At 52.2% G+C, this 18,679-nt stretch carries 18 protein-coding genes; 9 read left to right on the forward strand and 9 right to left on the reverse strand.

What is annotated here, in order from left to right:
• Positions 1 to 9: 9 nt before the first annotated feature.
• Positions 10 to 1,368, reverse strand: a complete 1,359-nt coding sequence (locus tag ACLJQD_RS11495) for an MFS transporter (RefSeq protein WP_017442000.1) — start codon at positions 1,366 to 1,368, stop codon at positions 10 to 12.
• A gap of 125 nt (positions 1,369 to 1,493) precedes the next feature.
• Here ACLJQD_RS11495 and ACLJQD_RS11500 point away from each other — a divergent pair, with 125 nt between their 5' ends.
• The 8 genes from ACLJQD_RS11500 to preA all read left to right on the forward strand — a co-directional run bounded on the left by ACLJQD_RS11500 (position 1,494) and on the right by preA (position 8,475).
• Positions 1,494 to 2,402 (forward strand): LysR substrate-binding domain-containing protein, encoded by a 909-nt coding sequence (locus ACLJQD_RS11500; RefSeq protein WP_000024658.1) that lies wholly within the window; start codon positions 1,494 to 1,496, stop codon positions 2,400 to 2,402.
• Positions 2,403 to 2,533: 131 nt separating this feature from the next.
• Positions 2,534 to 2,932 (forward strand): CidA/LrgA family protein, encoded by a 399-nt coding sequence (locus ACLJQD_RS11505; protein WP_000045719.1) that lies wholly within the window; start codon positions 2,534 to 2,536, stop codon positions 2,930 to 2,932.
• Entirely contained in the window at positions 2,929 to 3,624 is a 696-nt protein-coding gene (locus tag ACLJQD_RS11510) for a CidB/LrgB family autolysis modulator (protein WP_000989296.1), read from the forward strand. The genes ACLJQD_RS11505 and ACLJQD_RS11510 overlap by 4 nt, the downstream gene beginning before the upstream one ends.
• 153 nt (positions 3,625 to 3,777) lie before the next feature.
• The gene (gene cdd / locus ACLJQD_RS11515; protein WP_000553526.1) at positions 3,778 to 4,662 is read left to right on the forward strand and encodes a cytidine deaminase; all 885 of its coding nucleotides are present in this window, start codon (positions 3,778 to 3,780) and stop codon (positions 4,660 to 4,662) included.
• A gap of 176 nt (positions 4,663 to 4,838) precedes the next feature.
• Positions 4,839 to 5,558: an outer membrane permeability protein SanA gene (gene sanA, locus ACLJQD_RS11520; RefSeq protein WP_000920081.1), complete on the forward strand. Its 720-nt coding sequence runs from the start codon at positions 4,839 to 4,841 to the stop codon at positions 5,556 to 5,558.
• On the forward strand, positions 5,555 to 5,800 hold the full coding sequence (locus ACLJQD_RS11525) for a DUF2542 family protein (RefSeq protein ID WP_000605187.1): 246 nt from the start codon (positions 5,555 to 5,557) through the stop codon (positions 5,798 to 5,800). Before sanA ends, ACLJQD_RS11525 begins: the two co-directional genes overlap by 4 nt.
• Positions 5,801 to 6,004: 204 nt before the next feature.
• Positions 6,005 to 7,246 (forward strand): NAD(P)-dependent oxidoreductase, encoded by a 1,242-nt coding sequence (locus tag ACLJQD_RS11530; RefSeq protein WP_017442001.1) that lies wholly within the window; start codon positions 6,005 to 6,007, stop codon positions 7,244 to 7,246.
• Positions 7,240 to 8,475 (forward strand): NAD-dependent dihydropyrimidine dehydrogenase subunit PreA, encoded by a 1,236-nt coding sequence (gene preA, locus ACLJQD_RS11535; RefSeq protein ID WP_017442002.1) that lies wholly within the window; start codon positions 7,240 to 7,242, stop codon positions 8,473 to 8,475. The genes ACLJQD_RS11530 and preA overlap by 7 nt, the downstream gene beginning before the upstream one ends.
• A gap of 74 nt (positions 8,476 to 8,549) precedes the next feature.
• On the opposite strand, the gene mglC is transcribed toward preA, so the two are convergent.
• The 6 genes from mglC to folE form a co-directional block, all read right to left on the reverse strand.
• Positions 8,550 to 9,560, reverse strand: a complete 1,011-nt coding sequence (mglC, locus tag ACLJQD_RS11540) for a galactose/methyl galactoside ABC transporter permease MglC (protein WP_001275101.1) — start codon at positions 9,558 to 9,560, stop codon at positions 8,550 to 8,552.
• A gap of 15 nt (positions 9,561 to 9,575) precedes the next feature.
• Positions 9,576 to 11,096: a galactose/methyl galactoside ABC transporter ATP-binding protein MglA gene (gene mglA, locus ACLJQD_RS11545; RefSeq protein ID WP_000535907.1), complete on the reverse strand. Its 1,521-nt coding sequence runs from the start codon at positions 11,094 to 11,096 to the stop codon at positions 9,576 to 9,578.
• A gap of 133 nt (positions 11,097 to 11,229) precedes the next feature.
• Positions 11,230 to 12,228, reverse strand: a complete 999-nt coding sequence (mglB, locus tag ACLJQD_RS11550; RefSeq protein WP_017442003.1) for a galactose/glucose ABC transporter substrate-binding protein MglB — start codon at positions 12,226 to 12,228, stop codon at positions 11,230 to 11,232.
• 498 nt (positions 12,229 to 12,726) lie between these two features.
• A complete protein-coding gene (gene galS, locus ACLJQD_RS11555) occupies positions 12,727 to 13,749 on the reverse strand; it encodes an HTH-type transcriptional regulator GalS (RefSeq protein WP_000628634.1) in 1,023 nt (340 codons plus the stop codon).
• Positions 13,750 to 13,898: 149 nt separating this feature from the next.
• Positions 13,899 to 15,041 carry a DUF418 domain-containing protein YeiB gene (gene yeiB, locus ACLJQD_RS11560; protein ID WP_023242743.1) on the reverse strand — a complete coding sequence of 381 codons (1,143 nt, stop codon included), beginning with the start codon at positions 15,039 to 15,041 and terminating at the stop codon, positions 13,899 to 13,901.
• Between the two features lie 14 nt (positions 15,042 to 15,055).
• A complete protein-coding gene (gene folE, locus ACLJQD_RS11565; protein ID WP_001139611.1) occupies positions 15,056 to 15,724 on the reverse strand; it encodes a GTP cyclohydrolase I FolE in 669 nt (222 codons plus the stop codon).
• A 329-nt stretch (positions 15,725 to 16,053) separates the two neighbouring features.
• On the opposite strand from folE, the gene fghA reads away from it, so the two are divergent.
• Complete coding sequence (fghA, locus tag ACLJQD_RS11570; RefSeq protein WP_023242742.1) at positions 16,054 to 16,911, forward strand: S-formylglutathione hydrolase; 858 nt, start codon at positions 16,054 to 16,056, stop codon at positions 16,909 to 16,911.
• Here the strand turns inward: fghA and ACLJQD_RS11575 are convergent.
• Positions 16,900 to 17,289, reverse strand: a complete 390-nt coding sequence (locus ACLJQD_RS11575; RefSeq protein WP_000876817.1) for a helix-turn-helix domain-containing protein — start codon at positions 17,287 to 17,289, stop codon at positions 16,900 to 16,902. The genes fghA and ACLJQD_RS11575 overlap by 12 nt on opposite strands.
• A 4-nt stretch (positions 17,290 to 17,293) precedes the next feature.
• Entirely contained in the window at positions 17,294 to 18,661 is a 1,368-nt protein-coding gene (locus tag ACLJQD_RS11580) for an L-serine ammonia-lyase (RefSeq protein ID WP_017442005.1), read from the reverse strand.
• Positions 18,662 to 18,679: the final 18 nt, after the last annotated feature.

Consider the following 18,679-nt stretch of genomic DNA (forward strand, 5'->3'; position numbering starts at 1 on the left):
AGATTCTCCTTATTCGTTTACGACGCTGGCACGCGGCAGGTCGTCAGGTACAGAAATCGAAAGGCGGACAACCACCGTCAGCAGGGTAAGCATTACCGCGCTGATAGCCGCCGGAATAGCAATGACAAAAAACAACGTATCGAAAGAGAAATTGAGGGCCATCATCATGCCGCCGGAGAGCGAACCGACAATCGCCCCGCAGCGTCCAATGGCGTTCGACCAGCTCACGCCCGTCGCCCGGCTTTGGGTGGGGTACAGCGTCGCCGTCAGAGCATTCAGCCCGACCTGGGAACCGCTAATACCGATGCCGGTACCAAAAATCGCCAGCGCCATCAGCCAAAGGCCGTTTTCGCTCAGGCCTATCATGACAATGCAAACTGCGCCCAGCGCATAGCTCACCGCCAGTACCCGGAACGGGTTAAGCCGGTCCATCAACACGCCGAGTAACAGCGCGCCAAGCGTGCCGCCAACCTGGAATGCGGCAGTCACCCACGACGCCTGTTGCAGATCAATACCGCGATGGTTAAGTAACGTCGGCATCCAGCTGGAAAGCAGATAGATAATGAGCAGGCTCATAAAGAACACCACCCATAACATCAGGGTAATGACAAGCTGTCGCCCGGCAAAAAGCTGGCGAATACTGCCTTTGGCGATGGCTGCCGTCTCATGCAGAAAGAATTGCGTATCGTGATAGCGCTCGCCGGTAATGGCGCTGACCGTCCGGGCGACAACGGCTTGCGGTAGTTGGCGACGTACCTGCCAGCGGGGAGATTCCGGCAGCGCGAACAGCAGGCCGAAAAACAGCATCAAAGGCAAGATGCCGCCTAACACCAGAATTCCGTGCCAGCCAATCAGCGGCACCAGTTGCGCGCTCACAATCCCGCCCATCGCCGACCCCAGGGTAAAACCGCAGAACATCAGCGTGACCAGCGCTCCGCGTCGACGAGCGGGAAGGTATTCCGACGTCATGGTGATGGTATTCGGCATCGCTCCGCCCAGTCCCAGACCGGTTAAGAAACGCAGCAACACCAGGGTTTCTATATCCGGCGAGAAAGCGGAAAGCAGGCTCAATGCGCCGAATAGCGCCACGCAAAGCTCAATGACCCGCTTGCGGCCAAAGCGATCCGCCAGCGGCCCGCATAGCAGCGCACCGGCCGTAAGCCCCAGCAGCCCTGCGCCAAACAGCGGCGCAAGTTCGCTGGCGCTTAGCTGCCAGTGAGTACGAATATCCGGGGCGATGAAGCCAATCGCGGCGGTGTCGAAACCGTCGAGCATAACCACCAGAAAACAGCAGATGATAACGCGCCACTGCATTTTGCCGACGGGCGCGGCATCAATAAGGGCTTGTAGATCACGTCGTTGAGTCATAGCTAATGCCTCAGTGCAGGGAGATAGATGTTGTTTTTATGTTTGCTATGTTACGAGTTTGTAGAGTGAGCGATAAAATGTACAATGGCTTTTCAGGCAGAGACATAACCTGGAGGTTATAGCGAATGGCGAACTGGGCGCAGAAATTGAAATTACATCACCTACAAACGCTGGTTGCGCTGGGCGAACAGGGCAACCTGACGCACGTCGCCCGGATGATGAATATCTCCCAGCCGGCGCTATCGAAGTGGCTATCTCAACTCGAAGATGAGATTGGCATCACGCTTTTTGAGCGCCACAGTAAAGGGCTACGCCCCTCGGAAGGCGGTAAATTACTGCTCCAGCACGCCCAGCGCCTAATTAACGATCTGGAGCGTTCACAGTATGAAATCGCCCGTTTCAAGCAGGGCGGCCTGGTTGGCAGCCTGAAGATCGGCTGTTCGCCCGTGGCGACTGACTGCGTATCACAGGCGATTCTGAGCCTGCTTAACGAAATGCCGACGCTGCATCTGAATATTGAAGAGAAGGTAATGACGCCGCTGCTGCACGATTTGCTTGCCGGTCAGGTGGATGTGGTGGTAGGGCGTGTCGGCGGCCGCGCCCTGCAACTGCCGCTTAATTATCAGGTACTTTATACCGAGCCGGTCTGCTTTGTGGCGCGTCCGCACCATCCGCTGGCCGCGCGAGCGCAGATCGCCTGGAGCGATCTGGCGCACTGGCGGTGGATAGTCTGGCCAACCGGCACCCCTATTCGCATCAGTATTGATAACGCCCTCGTCGATAACGGCGTCATGCTCCCGGAAAACACCATTGAATCGGCGTCAATGAACGTCAGCACCAATTTGCTGCAAAGCAGCGATATGATCTCTATTCTTTCTTTACGGCTGGCGCAACGCTATGCCAGCCAGGGACAACTGGCGATTTTAAACTTGCCAAAAATTGAGCAAAAAGGCAGCGTAGGGATGTTCTGGCGTAAGAATGAGACACCGTCTTTGGCCCTGAGTCGCTTTTTGTATTTTTTAGCCCAGGTTTAACGCCGCCGACCAGGGGCATTGCCCGATGTTCCTGCTGTCTATACCCACTATGCTAAGAATTCATGATGTGATCGGTAGCACGTTTTAACGTTTAATTGTATGATGAATCCATCTCATCAAGGGCTTTAAACATGAGTAAGTCACTGAATATTATCTGGCAATATATACGCGCTTTTGTATTGATTTATGCCTGTTTGTACGCAGGCATTTTTCTTGCATCACTGCTTCCTATCACTATTCCCGGCAGCATTATCGGGATGTTAATTCTGTTTGTGTTGCTGGCGCTGCAAATTCTGCCGGCGAAGTGGGTTAACCCCGGCTGTTATGTGCTGATTCGTTATATGGCGTTGCTGTTTGTGCCGATTGGCGTCGGGGTCATGCAATATTTTGATTTACTGCGCGCGCAATTCGGCCCGGTGGTGGTCTCTTGCGCTATCAGTACGCTGGTCGTTTTTGTGGTCGTAAGCTGGAGTTCACATCTGATACACGGTGAGCGTAAAGTGGTTGGGCAGAAGGGAACGAAAAAATGATGACATATATCTGGTGGTCGTTACCGCTGACGCTGGCGGTATTTTTCGCCGCCCGCAGACTGGCGGCGCATTTTAAAATGCCGTTGCTGAATCCGCTGCTGGTGGCAATGGTTGTCATTATTCCTTTTCTGTTGCTGACCGGTATTCCCTACGAGCACTACTTCAAAGGCAGCGAAGTACTTAACGATCTGCTGCAACCGGCGGTGGTGGCGCTGGCCTATCCCCTTTATGAACAGTTGCACCAGATTCGCGCGCGTTGGAAATCCATTATTAGCATCTGTTTTGTCGGCAGTCTGGTAGCGATGATTACCGGAACATCCGTTGCCTTGCTGATGGGCGCAACGCCTGAAATCGCGGCATCGGTACTGCCTAAATCCGTGACTACGCCTATCGCGATGGCGGTGGGCGGCAGCATCGGCGGCATCCCCGCGATCAGCGCGGTATGCGTAATTTTTGTCGGTATTCTGGGCGCGGTGTTTGGCCACACGCTGTTAAACGCGATGCACATCCGTACTAAAGCCGCACGCGGGCTGGCAATGGGGACCGCCTCACATGCGCTCGGTACTGCGCGCTGCGCCGAGCTGGATTACCAGGAAGGCGCGTTTAGCTCCCTGGCGCTGGTGATCTGCGGCATTATTACCTCGCTGGTAGCGCCCTTTTTGTTTCCGCTCATTCTGGCGGTAATGCGCTAACGACGGGACAAAAGACCGGGTTAAAATTTGCGATACGTCGCGCATTTTTCATTGAAGTTTCACAAGTTGCATAAGCAATGAGATTTGGATCACATATTAAGACATAGCAGGCCCGTAAACTACGGTTCCATTACATTGTTATGAGGCAACGCCATGCATCCACGTTTTCAAACTGCTTTTGCCCAGCTTGCGGATAATTTGCAATCAGCGCTGGCCCCTATCCTGGCGGACCACCATTTTCCCGCCATGCTGACCGCAGAGCAGGTCTCGACGCTTAAAAATACGGCGGGACTGGACGAAGACGCGCTGGCTTTCGCACTGTTACCTCTGGCGGCGGCCTGCGCCCGTACCGATTTGTCCCATTTTAACGTCGGCGCGATTGCGCGCGGCGTTAGCGGCAACTGGTATTTCGGCGCGAATATGGAGTTCCTGGGCGCCACCATGCAACAAACTGTGCATGCTGAACAAAGCGCGATTAGCCACGCCTGGCTACGCGGCGAAAAAGGGCTCGCCGCCGTCACCGTTAACTACACGCCTTGCGGCCACTGTCGCCAGTTTATGAACGAGCTGAACAGCGGTCTGGATCTGCGCATTCATCTGCCGGGCCGCGCGCCGCATACGTTACGCGATTATCTGCCTGACGCTTTCGGGCCAAAAGATCTGGAGATCAAAACGCTGCTGATGGACGAGCAGGATCATGGCTTTACGTTAACGGGCGATACGCTAACGCAAGCGGCGATTACGGCAGCCAATAAGAGCCATATGCCTTATAGCCACTCACCGAGCGGCGTGGCGCTGGAATGTAAAGATGGCCGTATTTTCACCGGCAGCTATGCGGAAAACGCCGCCTTTAACCCTACGCTCCCCCCGCTGCAAGGCGCGCTAAACCTGCTGAGTCTCAATGGTTATGACTATGCGGATATTCAGCGTGCGATTCTGGCGGAAAAAGGCGATGCGGCATTAATTCAATGGGATGCCACCGCCGCAACGCTGAAAGCGTTAGGTTGCCATAATATTGACCGCGTGCTTCTCGGCTAAGCAAATGTGCCGGATAGCGACGCACTGGCGTCTTATCCGGCCTGACTCTCCTCTCCCGCGACCCGATACAAGGGAAATCATGCTGAAAATCTCCGCAATCAGACGGCGGTTTCTTGCGCTACGTCTTCGGGTACAGTAGCCTGATCGTACTTTCATCCTGGTATCGAGTTTCCTGCATGTTAAAGCGCGTGTTTTACAGCCTGTTGGTCCTGGTAGGCTTGCTGCTGTTGACGGTGCTTGGCCTCGATCGGTGGATGAGCTGGAAAACAGCGCCCTATATCTATGACGAGCTACAGGATCTTCCCTACCGCCAGGTTGGCGTCGTGTTAGGGACAGCCAAATACTATCGTAAGGGTGTCATTAATCAGTACTATCGTTACCGTATTCAGGGCGCGTTAAACGCTTACAATAGCGGTAAAGTCAATTACCTGCTGCTCAGCGGCGACAATGCCCTGCAAAGCTATAACGAACCGATGACCATGCGCAAAGACCTTATCGCGGCGGGCGTCGATCCTGCGGACATTGTGCTTGATTACGCTGGCTTCCGTACGCTTGACTCCATTGTGCGTACCCGCAAAGTGTTTGATACCAACGACTTTATTATCATCACTCAGCGCTTCCACTGCGAACGCGCCTTGTTTATTGCGTTGCATATGGGCATTCAGGCGCAGTGTTACGCGGTACCTTCACCCAAAAATATGCTGACAGTGCGCCTGCGCGAATTTGGCGCCCGCTTTAGCGCGCTGGCGGATCTCTATATTTTTAAACGCGAACCGCGTTTTTTAGGCCCGCTGGTACCTATTCCCACGCAGCATCAGGTGCCGAATGACGCCCAGGGGTATCCGGCCGTTACGCCGGAACAATTGCTTGAACTGGAAAAGAAAAAAGGGAAATGATCATGGATGTACAGACGATATTTGTCATATTAGCCTTTCTGCTACTCCCGCTTTTTTGCTTCCGTGAGGCCTGGAAAGGCTGGCGAACCGGCGCGGTAGATAAAGTTGTCAAAAATGCGCGAAAACCGGTTTATGTCTATCGCCATGCCGATCCCGTACAATATTGGTCTTATCTTTTTCTTTATACCGGTTGCGGTTTTTTATTTACTGGAATGATTATTTATCTTCTTTTTTATCGTTAATCTATTTATTATCCCTTTAAAATTGAGAATAGTTATTATTATGATATAAGGAACAAATGCTGTTTTGCATTCTGGTTTCATTTTTTTGTGAATTCTTTCACAGAATACCCTTCTTTCAATGCTTAGGCTGGCGGTAGATTTTAGATCATTAAAACGCGTTATTTGCGTTTCGCCTTAATTTATTCAAGCATTAAGGAAGATTATATGCCGCAACAAAATTATCTGGATGAACTCACGCCTGGTTTTACGCCATTACTGGCAATAAAAGAGGCTTCACGTTGTTTATTATGTCACGATGCGCCCTGTAGTCAGGCTTGCCCGGCGCAAACCGATCCGGGGAAATTTATTCGTTCTATTTACTTTCGCAATTTTAAAGGCGCAGCGGAAACTATCCGGGAAAATAACGCGCTTGGCGCTGTCTGCGCCAGAGTCTGTCCGACGGAAAAATTATGCCAGCGCGGATGTACACGTTCCGGAATAGATAAACCTATTGATATTGCACGCCTGCAACGTTTTATTACCGATTTTGAACAGCAGACTGCCATGCAGATTTATCAGCCCGGGAGTAAAACACGCGGGAAAGTCGCGATTATTGGCGCGGGTCCGGCAGGTTTGCAGGCAAGCGTGACGCTCACGCATTTAGGCTATGACGTCACCATTTACGAAAAACAGCCGCAACCCGGCGGATGGCTGCGTCACGGCATCCCGGCATTTCGTCTGCCGCAAAGCGTACTCGATCAGGAAATTGCCCGCATTGTAGAAATGGGCGTCAATATTAAATGTAATTGTGAGGTGGGCGGGTCGCTATCGCTTGCGCAACTCAAAGCCGAATATCGCGCCGTGCTGATGACCGTCGGGATGTCCTGTGGCTCTGATTTACCGTTATTTGAGCAAGCCAGTCACGTAGAGATTGCCGTTGATTTTTTACAGCGCGCCCGTCAGGCCGACGGCGATATTAGCGTTCCGCGTAGCGCATTAATTATTGGCGGCGGCGACGTAGCGATGGATGTCGCCAGTACGTTAAAAATTCTCGGCTGTCCTTCCGTCACCTGCGTGGCGCGGGAAGAATTAGCCGAATTCCCCGCCAGCGAAAAAGAATTTACCAGCACACAGGCATTAGGCGTATCGATTATTGATGGTTTTACGCCTGTCGCCGTCAGCGGAAATAAAGTGATCTTCCACCATGTACGCCACTCAGGAGAACTGACGCTGGAAGCGGAAAATATTATTTTGGCCGTGGGGCAGCACGCGCGACTGGATAACTTTGCGGAGATAAAAGCGCAGCATAATATTATCGACACGCATAATTATCAAACCGACGACCCGGCGATCTTTGCCGCTGGCGATATTGTTAAAGGTGATAAGACCGTCGTTTATGCGGTAAAAACCGGAAAAGAAGCCGCTCAGGCTATTCATCATTATTTAGAGGAGGCCTGCTCATGTTAACAAAAGATTTGTCTGTTACCTTTTGCGGCGTTAAGTTTCCCAATCCGTTTTGCCTTTCTTCTTCTCCGGTAGGCAATTGTTATGAGATGTGCGCCAAAGCCTATGATACCGGCTGGGGCGGGATCGTTTTTAAAACCATTGGTTTTTTTATTGCCAACGAAGTCTCTCCACGTTTTGACCACCTGACGAAAGAAGATACCGGTTTTATTGGTTTCAAAAACATGGAGCAAATTGCTGAGCATCCGCTGGAAGAGAATCTGGCCGCCATTCGACGGCTAAAACAGGATTATCCGGATAAGGTGCTGATTGCTTCCATCATGGGGGAAAATGAGCAGCAGTGGCAGGAACTGGCGCGTCTGGTTGAAGAAGCCGGCGCGGATATGATTGAGTGTAACTTCTCTTGCCCGCAGATGACCTCGCACGCCATGGGAAGCGATGTAGGGCAAAGCCCGGAGCTGGTTGAAAAATACTGCCGCGCCGTAAAACGCGGTTCATCTTTGCCAATGCTGGCGAAAATGACGCCGAATATTGGCGATATGTGTGAAGTCGCGCTGGCCGCCAAACGCGGCGGAGCCGACGGTATCGCCACCATCAACACCGTGAAATCCATTACTAACATCGACCTGAACCGCAAAATCGGGATGCCGGTGGTTAACGGTAAATCCAGTATCTCCGGTTATTCAGGAAAAGCGGTGAAACCCATTGCGCTGCGTTTTATCCAGCAGTTGCGAATGCACCCTGAACTGCGCGATTTCCCGATTAGCGGTATCGGCGGCATTGAAACCTGGGAAGACGCTGCCGAATTTCTGCTGCTGGGCGCGGCGACCCTACAGGTGACGACAGGCATTATGCAATACGGTTACCGCATTGTAGAAGATATGGCGAGCGGCCTCAGCCACTATCTGGCCGATCAGGGATTTGCCTCATTACAGGAGATGATCGGGCTGGCGAATGGCAATATTATCCCGGCGGAAGATCTGGATCGCAGCTATATCGTCTATCCGCGGATTAATCAGGAGAAATGCGTCGGCTGCGGACGTTGCTATATCTCCTGCTATGACGGCGGTCATCAGGCGATGGAGTGGGATGAACACAGCCGCATGCCGCATTGCAATACGGAAAAATGCGTCGGTTGTCTGCTGTGCGGTCATGTCTGCCCGGTCGCCTGTATTGATTTAGGCGAGGTCAAATTTAAAAAAGGCGAAAAAGAACACGCGTTAACGCTGTAGCTCACGGTATGAAGCCCGGCGCGCAGTTTCGCTGCGCCGGGTTATCTGATAAGCAAAGTAATAGGTCTGGATAACTACTTCTTACGCGCGTATTTCAGCGAGTCCAGCGCCACGGCGAAAATGATAATGCCGCCTTTGATAATGTACTGCCAGTACGGGTTTACCCCTATATAGGTCAGGCCATAGTTGATGACGGTAAAGATAATGACGCCGGTCACCACGCCGAAGACCGTCCCCACTCCGCCGCTAAACGATACGCCCCCGACCACGCACGCGGCAATCGCATCCAGTTCATACATAAAGCCGAGGTTGTTGGTGGCAGAACCAATACGCCCTGCTTCCAGTAAGCCGCCGAAGGCATAAAACACGCCGGAGAGCGCATAAATCATCAGCAGGTTCAGCGCCACGTTTACGCCAGAAACTTTCGCCGCCTCCGGGTTGCCGCCAATAGCAAAAATGTTTTTACCAAAACGGGTCTTATTCCACAGCACCCAGACAAACGCTACCGCAATCAGAGCGTAAAAGGTGATGTATGAGAGCCGGAAACTGCCCATCGCCACAAAGCCCTGCGCAAAGGTGGAAAAGCCGCTGTCAAAGCCGGAAATGGGCGAAGCGCCGACAAAGTCATAGTAAAGGGAGTTGATCCCATAAACGATAATCATCGTGCCAAGCGTGGTAATAAACGGCGTCACGTTCAGGTAAGCAATGATGATGCCGTTCACCAGGCCAATCACCGCGCCAATCGCGCAGACAATCAGGATGACCAGCGCAATCGGCATGGTCGCCATTTCCGGAAACACTTTGTTGGCGTTTTCCATTGATTGCAGTAATGTTGCCGCCACAACCGCCGCCAGCCCTACCTGACGCCCCGCCGACAGGTCTGTCCCCTGGGTGACGATGAGTCCCGCCACGCCCAGCGCGATAATAATACGTACCGAAGATTGCGTCAGAATATTACTTAAATTCAGCAAACTTAAAAAAGTCGGGTCCTGGAAAATAATAATCGCCAGCAACACTAAAAGAACGACGTAAATTCCGCCCTCTTTCAGCCAGGTCAAAAAGCTTTTCTTGTTTAACGCACTCATAAGGAGCCCCTGATCTTAAAGGTGCAAAGAAGCAAGACGCAAAATTTCGTTTTGCGTTGTTGTTTTAGTATCGACAATGCCGGAAACGAGACCGTTACTCATCACCAGGATACGATCGGTAATCCCTAACAGCTCCGGCATTTCAGAAGAGATAATGATGATCCCCTTGCCTTTTTTCGCCAGTTCCGCAATAAGCTGATAAATTTCAAACTTTGCGCCGACATCAATGCCGCGGGTCGGTTCGTCCAGCATTAATATTTCCGGCTGCGTTAATAGCCAGCGACCAATGATCACCTTTTGCTGATTGCCGCCGGAAAGCGAACCAATTTGCGTGCGATGCCCCGGCGTTTTTACCCGCATGGAGTCAATGACCCATTGGGTGTCGCTTTTCATCCGGGAATTATCCAATAACCCCACTTTATTTTTATAATTACGGATATTCGAAATTAATGAGTTAAATCCGATATCCAGATAGGCGTAAATTCCGGTGGAACGACGTTCTTCCGTCACCAGCGCAAAACCGTGGTTAATCGCTTCGTTCGCAGTGTGATTATTAATTTTCTTGCCATGTAAAGTGATTGTCCCGGACGACTTCTCACGAATGCCAAACAGCGTTTCGACGATATCGGTACGCTTTGCCCCAACCAGACCGGCAATGCCCAGAATTTCGCCCTTGTGCAAATCAAAGGAGACATCGCGAATGGAAGGCTGGCGCAGCGAGGTCAGGTGACGGACCTCCAGAATCACATCGCCCGGCTTATTTTCTTTATCCGGGAAGCGCTGGTTCAGGGAACGCCCGACCATCATCGCAATGATCTTATCCATATCCAGCCCTTCCAGCGGCTGGGTGGCAATCCATTGACCGTCGCGCAAAATAGTAATTTCATCGCACAATTGAAAAATTTCTTCCATTTTATGCGAGATATAAACAATTCCGCAGCCGCGTTCTTTCAGCTTGCGGATAATGGTGAACAGATGATTAACCTCTTTCTCAGTTAACGATGAGGTCGGTTCATCCATAATAACGATCTTAGCGTTATAGGAAAACGCCTTCGCAATTTCAATCATCTGCATTTGCGAAACGGATAACGTTCCCACGCGCGCGCGCGGGTCAATATCGATATCCAGCTCATCAAATATCGCTTTGGTATCCTGGTACATTTTATCCTGGTCGACAAACATACCTTTGGTGGGATAACGCCCCAGCCACATGTTATCCATGACCGAACGTTGTAATACCAGGTTTAACTCCTGGTGTACCATCGAAATCCCATTCTCCAGCGCTTCTTTCGCCGAATGGAAGTCCACTTCTTTTCCCTGAAATACAATGCTGCCGGAGTCTTTTTGATAAATACCGAAAAGACATTTTAATAATGTTGATTTGCCTGCGCCGTTTTCGCCCATTAATGCATGAATAGAGTGCGGACGAACGTTTAAGTTGACATTATCAAGCGCTTTCACGCCGGGAAATGATTTGTTAATGCCACGCATTTCCAACAAATATTCACCCGACGGCGGAGAAATCGTGCTGCCCATAATGATACCCTGTCGGCCTTTTTAATTATGACTATCCGCGCCGGATGGCAAAAGAAATACGTTATCCGGTCTGCGGCGCGTCACCCTTCCACGGTTTCAGGGCGCAACAAAATTGCGCCCACAGACGGAAAAGTTATTTTTGGGTAAATTCGCTCAGATTGTCTTTGTCCACGCCGACATAAGGCACGCGCACGATTTTGTTCTCAATCTTCCAGTTGGTGCCGTCAGCCGCGCCCATGCCTTCGGCGAGGTTTTTCGCCAGATCGAATGTCGCTTTCGCCTGATTGTTGGCGTCATTCAGTACCGTACCGGCCATCGCGCCCGATTTCACCAACGCCAGAGCTTCCGGTAACGCATCGACGCCAAAGACCGGAATCGACGATTTATTATGCGCTTTCAGCGCCTCTACCGCGCCCATCGCCATCGCATCGTTATTCGCGATAACCACTTCAATCTTGTTAGCGTTCGGGCCAGACAGCCAGGCATCCATCTTATCTTTTGCCTGCGCGGTATCCCACATGGCGGTGTCTAACGCCAGTTGCTCGGTCTGAATACCTTTAGCATTTAACTCTTTCACCACATACGTCGTACGGGCTTCAGCATCCGGGTGCCCCGGCTCGCCTTTCAGCAGAACATACTGAATTTTACCGTCTTTATTCAGATCCCAACCCTGATTCGCCTGCCAGTGTTTGGCAATCAAGTCGCCCTGAATCACACCGGATTCTTTAGAATCAGTCCCGACATAATACGCCTTGTCATAGCTGTCCAGCGCTTTGCGGGAAGGCTCTTTGTTAAAGAACACCACCGGCACATTTTGCCCGCGCGCTTTCTCAATCACCGTACCGGCGGCTGCCGGGTCGACCAGGTTAATCGCCAGAGCTTTAACCCCTTTCGCCAATAAAACGTCAATTTGATCATTCTGTTTAGATTGATCGTTTTGCGAGTCATTCATCAGTAGCTGAACATCCGGCGCGGATTTGCCATCTTTTTCAATAGCCTTACGCACCACGGACATAAAGTTATCGTCATATTTATAAATCGTCACGCCAATACGAGTATCAGCCGCGTGCGCGTGCGCGCCGAATAACAGACTTGCCATCACGGCAGAAAGGGTCAGTACCTTCTTATTCATGGTAGCTCCGGTTTTATTATGTAGGGTATAGCGTAAAAAAATGCCAGGCTGTTCAGCACGTTAACGCGTGTTACTGAACGCCGAAGCGTATTTAGAGCCTATCCCACCAGGCGTTATTGGCGCAGCCAGTTTGGACACGGACAGCGCGCAAAAACCGGAGCGTACACGTAGTACGTGAGGTTTGACTCGCTACGCTCGCCCTTCGGGCCGCCGCTAGCGGCGTTCAAAACGCTAACGCGTTTTGGCGAGCACTGCCCAGGACCAAAATGGCAAGTAAAATAGCCCTAATGGGATAAGCTCTTATTCAACTCTTTATTTTTGTCCGGTAGTCGCGGGATATTGTGATAACGGTTTTTATAAGCGAAATACCCCAGCAAAACTGACAACTAACTGTTACACATTAGTTACAGTGCGACAAACGTTGTCATCATAGCTATCACAATGTTAATAAACTGTGAATTTACTCACAGATTGAAAACGGTTACATGCGGGGCGTAATCAGTTAGTGATCAGTACCGCATTCTGTCGCCACGCCACCGAATGGCGCCGTACCAGGGTCGGCATAAAGCAGTGCGTCGCCGTGATATCCAGCGTGCCTGCGGCCCCCTGTAACGCCAGCTCGGTCGCGATTTTCGCCATAGAAGCAATAGGATAGCGCACGGTAGTCAACTGAGGATCGGTATAACGAGCAATAGGGATATCATCGAAACCGATGACAGACAGATGCAAGGGAATGGCGATGCCGTTATCTTTTAACGCCGTCAGCGCGCCCGCCGCCATGTTATCGTTATAGGCAAATACCGCCGTCAGTTGCAGATTGCGTCCCAGCAACTCAACCATTGCCGACTCGCCGCCCTGCATATCCGGCGTGCCGGTGCCAATCCAGCTCTCCGACGCAGCAACCCCCTGCTCTTGCAGCGCGTGTAACCACCCTTCTCTGCGCATCGCGTCATCTTCAATACGGTGGCTGGAGGCCAGGTAGCCGATGCGTTGATGTCCATTATTCAGCAACATTCGGGTCGCCATTCTGGCGCCGCTCACATTGTCGAGACAGACACAACGATGCGCATAACCCGGCACGATACGGTTAATCAGCACCATACCGGGGATCTGATCCATAAAGTCGCTCAGCTCGCGATCGGTTAAGGCTTTTGAGTGAACAATCAATGCGTTACAACGCTGACGGATCAAGACTTCAATCGCATGGCGCTCTTTTTCCGCCTCATGATAACTGTTGCCAATGAGAACATATTTCTGGTGCTGCTGCGCGACCAGATCTACGGCTTTCACCAGAGCGCCGAAAAAGGCATCGGAAACATCCATGACCACGACGCCGATGGTATCGCTCACCTGAGTGGCCAGCGCTTGCGCATTCGCATTTGGCCGATACCCCAGCAGGGTGACGGCCTGCATAACGGCGTCACGGGTGTCGGGACTGACCAACGCGCTGTTATTCAGTACGCGGGAAACGGTCGCTACAGACACGCCAGCCTGGCGCGCTACATCACGAATGGTGATCATATTCACTGCCCTGTTTGAGTTCAAAAATGCTCACAAATGCCCCGTTAGCAGGCGGCTATTTTGTCAGCACCCTGCCCAGGGCTGCGTGAGAAACATCACAGGGATGGAAACGGTTACAGCCATTTTGTTAATGAATGTGATCCAGATCGTTATCTGAGCGATCCTGACGCGCGCAACGTGAGTTGACGCCATAACCACTCGACCGGTCCCTGTCGCCAGAAACGTAGCCAGATGACGGAAAAGAGAAGGTTTATTGCCCATACCGGAACGACAAAGAACAAGAGTTCCAGTCGATTGAATTTCATAAATAAGCCAAACTGATAAAACAGCGTGGTACAGATGATCGTCTGCAGCAGATAATTGGTCAGCGCCATTCGCCCTACGCAGGCAATGGCAAGCGTCAGTCTGCATCGGCTAAACTGCGGCCAGAAGCCAAACATCAGCGCGGCATAGCCCAGCGTTTGCAACGGCGCGCTCAGTTCGCGCGGCGCCTGCAATAAGAAGGCGCACCAGCGGTACGCCCAGTCCAGCCGCCATTGTAAAATGACCGCAGGCAGGTTGATCATTAGCCCTAACGCCACCAGCAGAGCCCCGGTACGGCGATAGTGCCGCAGACTGTACTGACCTTTCAGCCAGCCGCTACGCATTAGCGCGGCGCCCAGCAGCATCATACCCGCCAGTTGCCAGCCATACTGCGCGCCGAGCGCCAGTAAACTATTCGACAGCATCTCTGCCCGGTTGCTGATAGCCTCCATGCCGCCATTCAGCTTCCAGTATTTTTCATACAATATTGCCGACGCATCCGGCGTCCAGGCGCGGCTGGTTTCGCTACTCGATACCACGCCCAGTAGCAGTAGCACGCCAATCCCGACCAGATAAAGGAGTATGCCGGTATAGAACAGGCTTTTTACCGAAGGCGCATCGCGTATCAGTCGCCAGCAAATTAACCCGACCAGACCGTAGGCCAGCAGAATGTCGCCGTCCCAAAAGAATAACGCATGGATAAAACCTAACAGTACCAATAGCGTCAAGCGCGACTGAATCCACTGTTTACCACGCGGAAGCAGCATTTGTAGCCCCGCGCCAAACAACAACGCAAACAGCGTAAGAAATTTAGCCTGCGCCACAATATCGAGAATCGCCCAGGACCAGGCGTCTTCGGGAACGATCGCGCCGTACCAGGCGGGATTGAGATAAGCCGCCTTCGGCAATCCAAAGGCGCTAATGTTAAGAAGCAGGATACCGAGGATAGCGACGCCACGTACAAAATCCAGCGTGACATTACGCTCCATCGTCTCCGCCTTAATCATGGATGATGGCGAACGGCACGCAGAAACTCCTGGCGCGTATTCTGGCTGGACTTAAACAATCCGCCCAGCGACGTCGTCGTCGTGGCGCTGGTTGCGTCACGAATACCGCGCGCTTTCACGCAGTAATGCACCGCATCAATCGATACCGCTACATTATTGGTGCCGAGCAAGGTTTGCAGCGCCGTCAGAATTTGTTGGGTCAAACGTTCCTGAACCTGCGGACGCTGGGCGAAGAATTGCACGATGCGGTTAATTTTCGACAGGCCGATCACGGAATCTTTGGGGATATACGCGACGGTCGCTTTGCCATCAATGGTCACGAAGTGATGTTCACAGGTGCTGGTCAGCGTGATATCGCGGACGGTGACCATTTCATCCACCTTCATTTTATTTTCAATGAGGGTAATTTTCGGGAAATTGGCATAGTCGAGGCCAGCGAAAATCTCGTCAACGTACATCTTAGCGATACGATGCGGCGTTTCCATCAGACTGTCATCGCTTAAATCGAGATTCAGCAACTGCATAATCTCAGTCATATGCCCTGCGATAAGGCTTTTTCGCGTTTCATTATCCAGTTCATCCATAGGCGGGCGCAGCGGCGTTTCCAGCCCCCGGGCAACCAGCGCGTCATGAACCAGGGCCGCTTCTTTACTGAGTGATGGCATTAATCGTGTTCTCCTGCAGGTGTGGCGCCTCTGCCCTGCATGGGGCAAAGTTTGTCAATATTGTGACAGTGTGATTATTGTGCGTGAGGTAGCGCACATAATCCAGTATTCACGCCCATAATTGTTGAAATTGTCGCTGCCTTTCATGACATCTTTTCCGGTGCGAGAATGATGGCAGGACAAAGGGCATATTTGTTAACGCAACGTTATTTAAATGATGAAGCATGTTTATGTATTACGGAAGTGAAAGTTACTCACAACGCGGTGAATAATCTGTATTATGAAGAATCTGCATACCTTATCAGGTTCACCATAAAAGGAGCCCCCGCATGGAAATGCTCGAAGAGCACCGATGTTTTGGCGGCTGGCAGCAGCGCTGGCGTCATCATGCCGCCACGCTAAACTGCGCCATGACATTCAGCATTTTTCTTCCGCCGACTCAGGATAATGAACCGCCTCCGGTACTGTACTGGTTGTCCGGGTTGACCTGCAATGATGAGAATTTTACCACCAAAGCAGGCGCGCAGCGTATCGCAGCAGAACTGGGCATTGTATTGGTGATGCCGGATACCAGTCCACGCGGTGAACAAGTCGCCGACGATAGCGGATACGATTTAGGCCACGGCGCCGGGTTTTATCTCAATGCCACACAGCCGCCCTGGGCCAGCCATTATCGCATGTACGATTACCTGCGCGATGAGCTTCCGGCGCTTATCCAGACACAGTTTAACGTCAGCGACCGTTGCGCCATCAGCGGGCACTCGATGGGCGGCCACGGCGCATTAATCATGGCGCTGAAAAATCCGGGCAAATACACCAGCGTCTCTGCTTTTGCGCCTATCGTCAACCCCAGCCGCGTGCCGTGGGGAATCAAAGCGCTTACCGCTTATCTCGGCGAAGATGAATCAGCCTGGACTGAGTGGGATAGCTGCGAATTAATGCTGGCCAGCCAGCCGCAGGACGCCATTCCTGTGCTCATCGATCAGGGCGACAGCGATCAATTCCTCGCCGATCAGCTTCAGCCCGCCGTACTGGCGGAAGCCGCGCGGCAAACCGCCTGGCCGATGACGCTACGAATCCAGCCTGGCTACGATCATAGCTATTATTTTATTGCGTCCTTCATCGAGGACCATCTGCGCTTTCATGCCCGGTATTTACGGGACGATCGTGAGACGTCACCAACATAATGAATTTTCCAGCGCCGCGCTGTAGTTCACCTCTTCCGACTGCGGCGCGGAAGATTTATTATTTAAATCCGCGGCCTGCTGGCGTACCTGAAGGCGGCCGCTGCCCTCTCCGCCTTCATAACTTTCGTGAAAATTACGCAGCTCGGATTCAAACAGCACCGCATCAAGATTATGCAACTTATCCAGCGCCCGCAGGAGAGAAATTAACGTATCAAGATTGAGCCCTCCCCCCTTCTCGATACGCTTGATGGTGGCGATGCCAACGTGCGCGCGATCGGCAAGCTGCTGCTGGGTCATCGAAAGAGACAGACGCGTCTCCTTTAAGCGGGCGCACAACGACAGGATAATCTCGTCGTTATTCATCGTATTGTATTTCACGCTGTTACCCTCTCTTGCGCGGCTGAATTTTCCCCAGCGAACCATGATACGTTTCACGGTATTTAGCGCTCATGTCTTTACCGGTCTCGTACATCGCAGCAATGATCTCATCGAGCGAGATACAGGGTTCGCTTACGCGACTCATCGCCATCGTCGCCGCGTTTATCGCTTTCACGGCAGAGATGGCGTTTCTCTCTATGCAGGGAATTTGTACCTGCCCGCCCAGCGGATCGCAGGTCAATCCCAGATGATGTTCCATGGCAATTTCAGCGGCGCTCAGCGTTTGCTCCACGGATGCGCCCATCAGTTCAGCCAGGCCCGCCGCCGCCATTGAGCACGCCACGCCGATTTCCCCCTGACAGCCAACTTCAGATCCCAGAATAGAGGCGTTTTGTTTAAACAATATCGCGATAGCGGCGGCGGTCAGGAAGAAACGGGTCAGAGCACCGGGCTCCAGCGGCGTGACAAATTTATCATACCAGCAGAGCGCTGCCGGAATGATGCCGCACGCGCCATTGGTTGGCGCGGTAACAATCTGTCCGCCGCTGGCATTTTCTTCGCTTACCGCAATCGCGAAGGCATTGACCCAGTTCAGCGCGGTTAAAAAATCGCTGGCGGAGCGATTAGCCTGTAACATCTTATGTAACGCGCAGGCGCGCCGCGGTACCTGATAGGGGCCGGGTAATACCCCCTCAGTATGCAGGCCGCGATAAACCGCCTGCTGCATCACGTCCCATATTTGCGCCAGATAATTCTGCAACGTCTGTGGCGAGTGGCGGCACAGCTCATTTTTCATCATCAGCGCCGCCACGGACAGGCCGTTACGCCGACACAGCGCCAGCAACTGCGCGGCATGACTAAATTCAAAGGGCGACACTGTACGCAAAGGAAGCGATGGCGTCAGCGGCTCGCCATGTTTGCGAACCTGTCCGGCGCCGGTCGAAAACCAGGTCTCTTCATACACCGTGAAATAATCATCTCTGGCGCGAAACGTCATGGCATAAGGATGGCCTGGATGCGCCTGGTGATTGGCGATAATCTTGACTTTTATCGTGATTCCGCCCGCGTCGGAGAGCGGGAGTTCGATTTTGTTTTCATTTTCCGCACGCTTAATCACCGCCATATACGAACGGAGATCGACATTCTCCGGCTGGCAACCCAGCAGCCCAAGATAAAGGGCGGTATCCACATTGTGGCACTTGCGGCTTAACGATAACGCGCCATACAGCTCGATTTCAATTTCCCGAATTAGCGGTAACGTCTCTTGTTCTCTGAGCAATGAAATAAAGTGACAGGCGGCGCGCATCGGCCCTACGGTACGTGAGCTGGATGGACCTATTACTATTTTGAATATATCAAGGCAACTCTCCATCGTTATATCAATCCTTTC

Origin of the sequence: Salmonella sp. SAL04214 (assembly GCF_046550615.1) — a bacterium.
Classification (GTDB): Bacteria; Pseudomonadota; Gammaproteobacteria; order Enterobacterales; family Enterobacteriaceae; genus Salmonella; species Salmonella enterica.

Bases quoted from the DNA above. Each gene is read 5' to 3' on its own strand.
- mglA (WP_000535907.1), bottom strand. From the start codon at position 11,096: ATGGGCAGCACGATTTCTCCGCCGTCGGGTGAATATTTGTTGGAAATG.
- ACLJQD_RS11525 (WP_000605187.1), top strand. From the start codon at position 5,555: ATGATCATGGATGTACAGACGATATTTGTCATATTAGCCTTTCTGCTA.
- sanA (WP_000920081.1), top strand. From the start codon at position 4,839: ATGTTAAAGCGCGTGTTTTACAGCCTGTTGGTCCTGGTAGGCTTGCTG.
- ACLJQD_RS11495 (WP_017442000.1), bottom strand. From the start codon at position 1,368: ATGACTCAACGACGTGATCTACAAGCCCTTATTGATGCCGCGCCCGTC.
- ACLJQD_RS11500 (WP_000024658.1), top strand. From the start codon at position 1,494: ATGGCGAACTGGGCGCAGAAATTGAAATTACATCACCTACAAACGCTG.
- preA (WP_017442002.1), top strand. From the start codon at position 7,240: ATGTTAACAAAAGATTTGTCTGTTACCTTTTGCGGCGTTAAGTTTCCC.
- ACLJQD_RS11505 (WP_000045719.1), top strand. From the start codon at position 2,534: ATGAGTAAGTCACTGAATATTATCTGGCAATATATACGCGCTTTTGTA.
- fghA (WP_023242742.1), top strand. From the start codon at position 16,054: ATGGAAATGCTCGAAGAGCACCGATGTTTTGGCGGCTGGCAGCAGCGC.
- ACLJQD_RS11580 (WP_017442005.1), bottom strand. From the start codon at position 18,661: ATGGAGAGTTGCCTTGATATATTCAAAATAGTAATAGGTCCATCCAGC.
- ACLJQD_RS11510 (WP_000989296.1), top strand. From the start codon at position 2,929: ATGATGACATATATCTGGTGGTCGTTACCGCTGACGCTGGCGGTATTT.
- cdd (WP_000553526.1), top strand. From the start codon at position 3,778: ATGCATCCACGTTTTCAAACTGCTTTTGCCCAGCTTGCGGATAATTTG.
- folE (WP_001139611.1), bottom strand. From the start codon at position 15,724: ATGCCATCACTCAGTAAAGAAGCGGCCCTGGTTCATGACGCGCTGGTT.
- mglC (WP_001275101.1), bottom strand. From the start codon at position 9,560: ATGAGTGCGTTAAACAAGAAAAGCTTTTTGACCTGGCTGAAAGAGGGC.
- mglB (WP_017442003.1), bottom strand. From the start codon at position 12,228: ATGAATAAGAAGGTACTGACCCTTTCTGCCGTGATGGCAAGTCTGTTA.
- galS (WP_000628634.1), bottom strand. From the start codon at position 13,749: ATGATCACCATTCGTGATGTAGCGCGCCAGGCTGGCGTGTCTGTAGCG.
- ACLJQD_RS11530 (WP_017442001.1), top strand. From the start codon at position 6,005: ATGCCGCAACAAAATTATCTGGATGAACTCACGCCTGGTTTTACGCCA.
- yeiB (WP_023242743.1), bottom strand. From the start codon at position 15,041: ATGGAGCGTAATGTCACGCTGGATTTTGTACGTGGCGTCGCTATCCTC.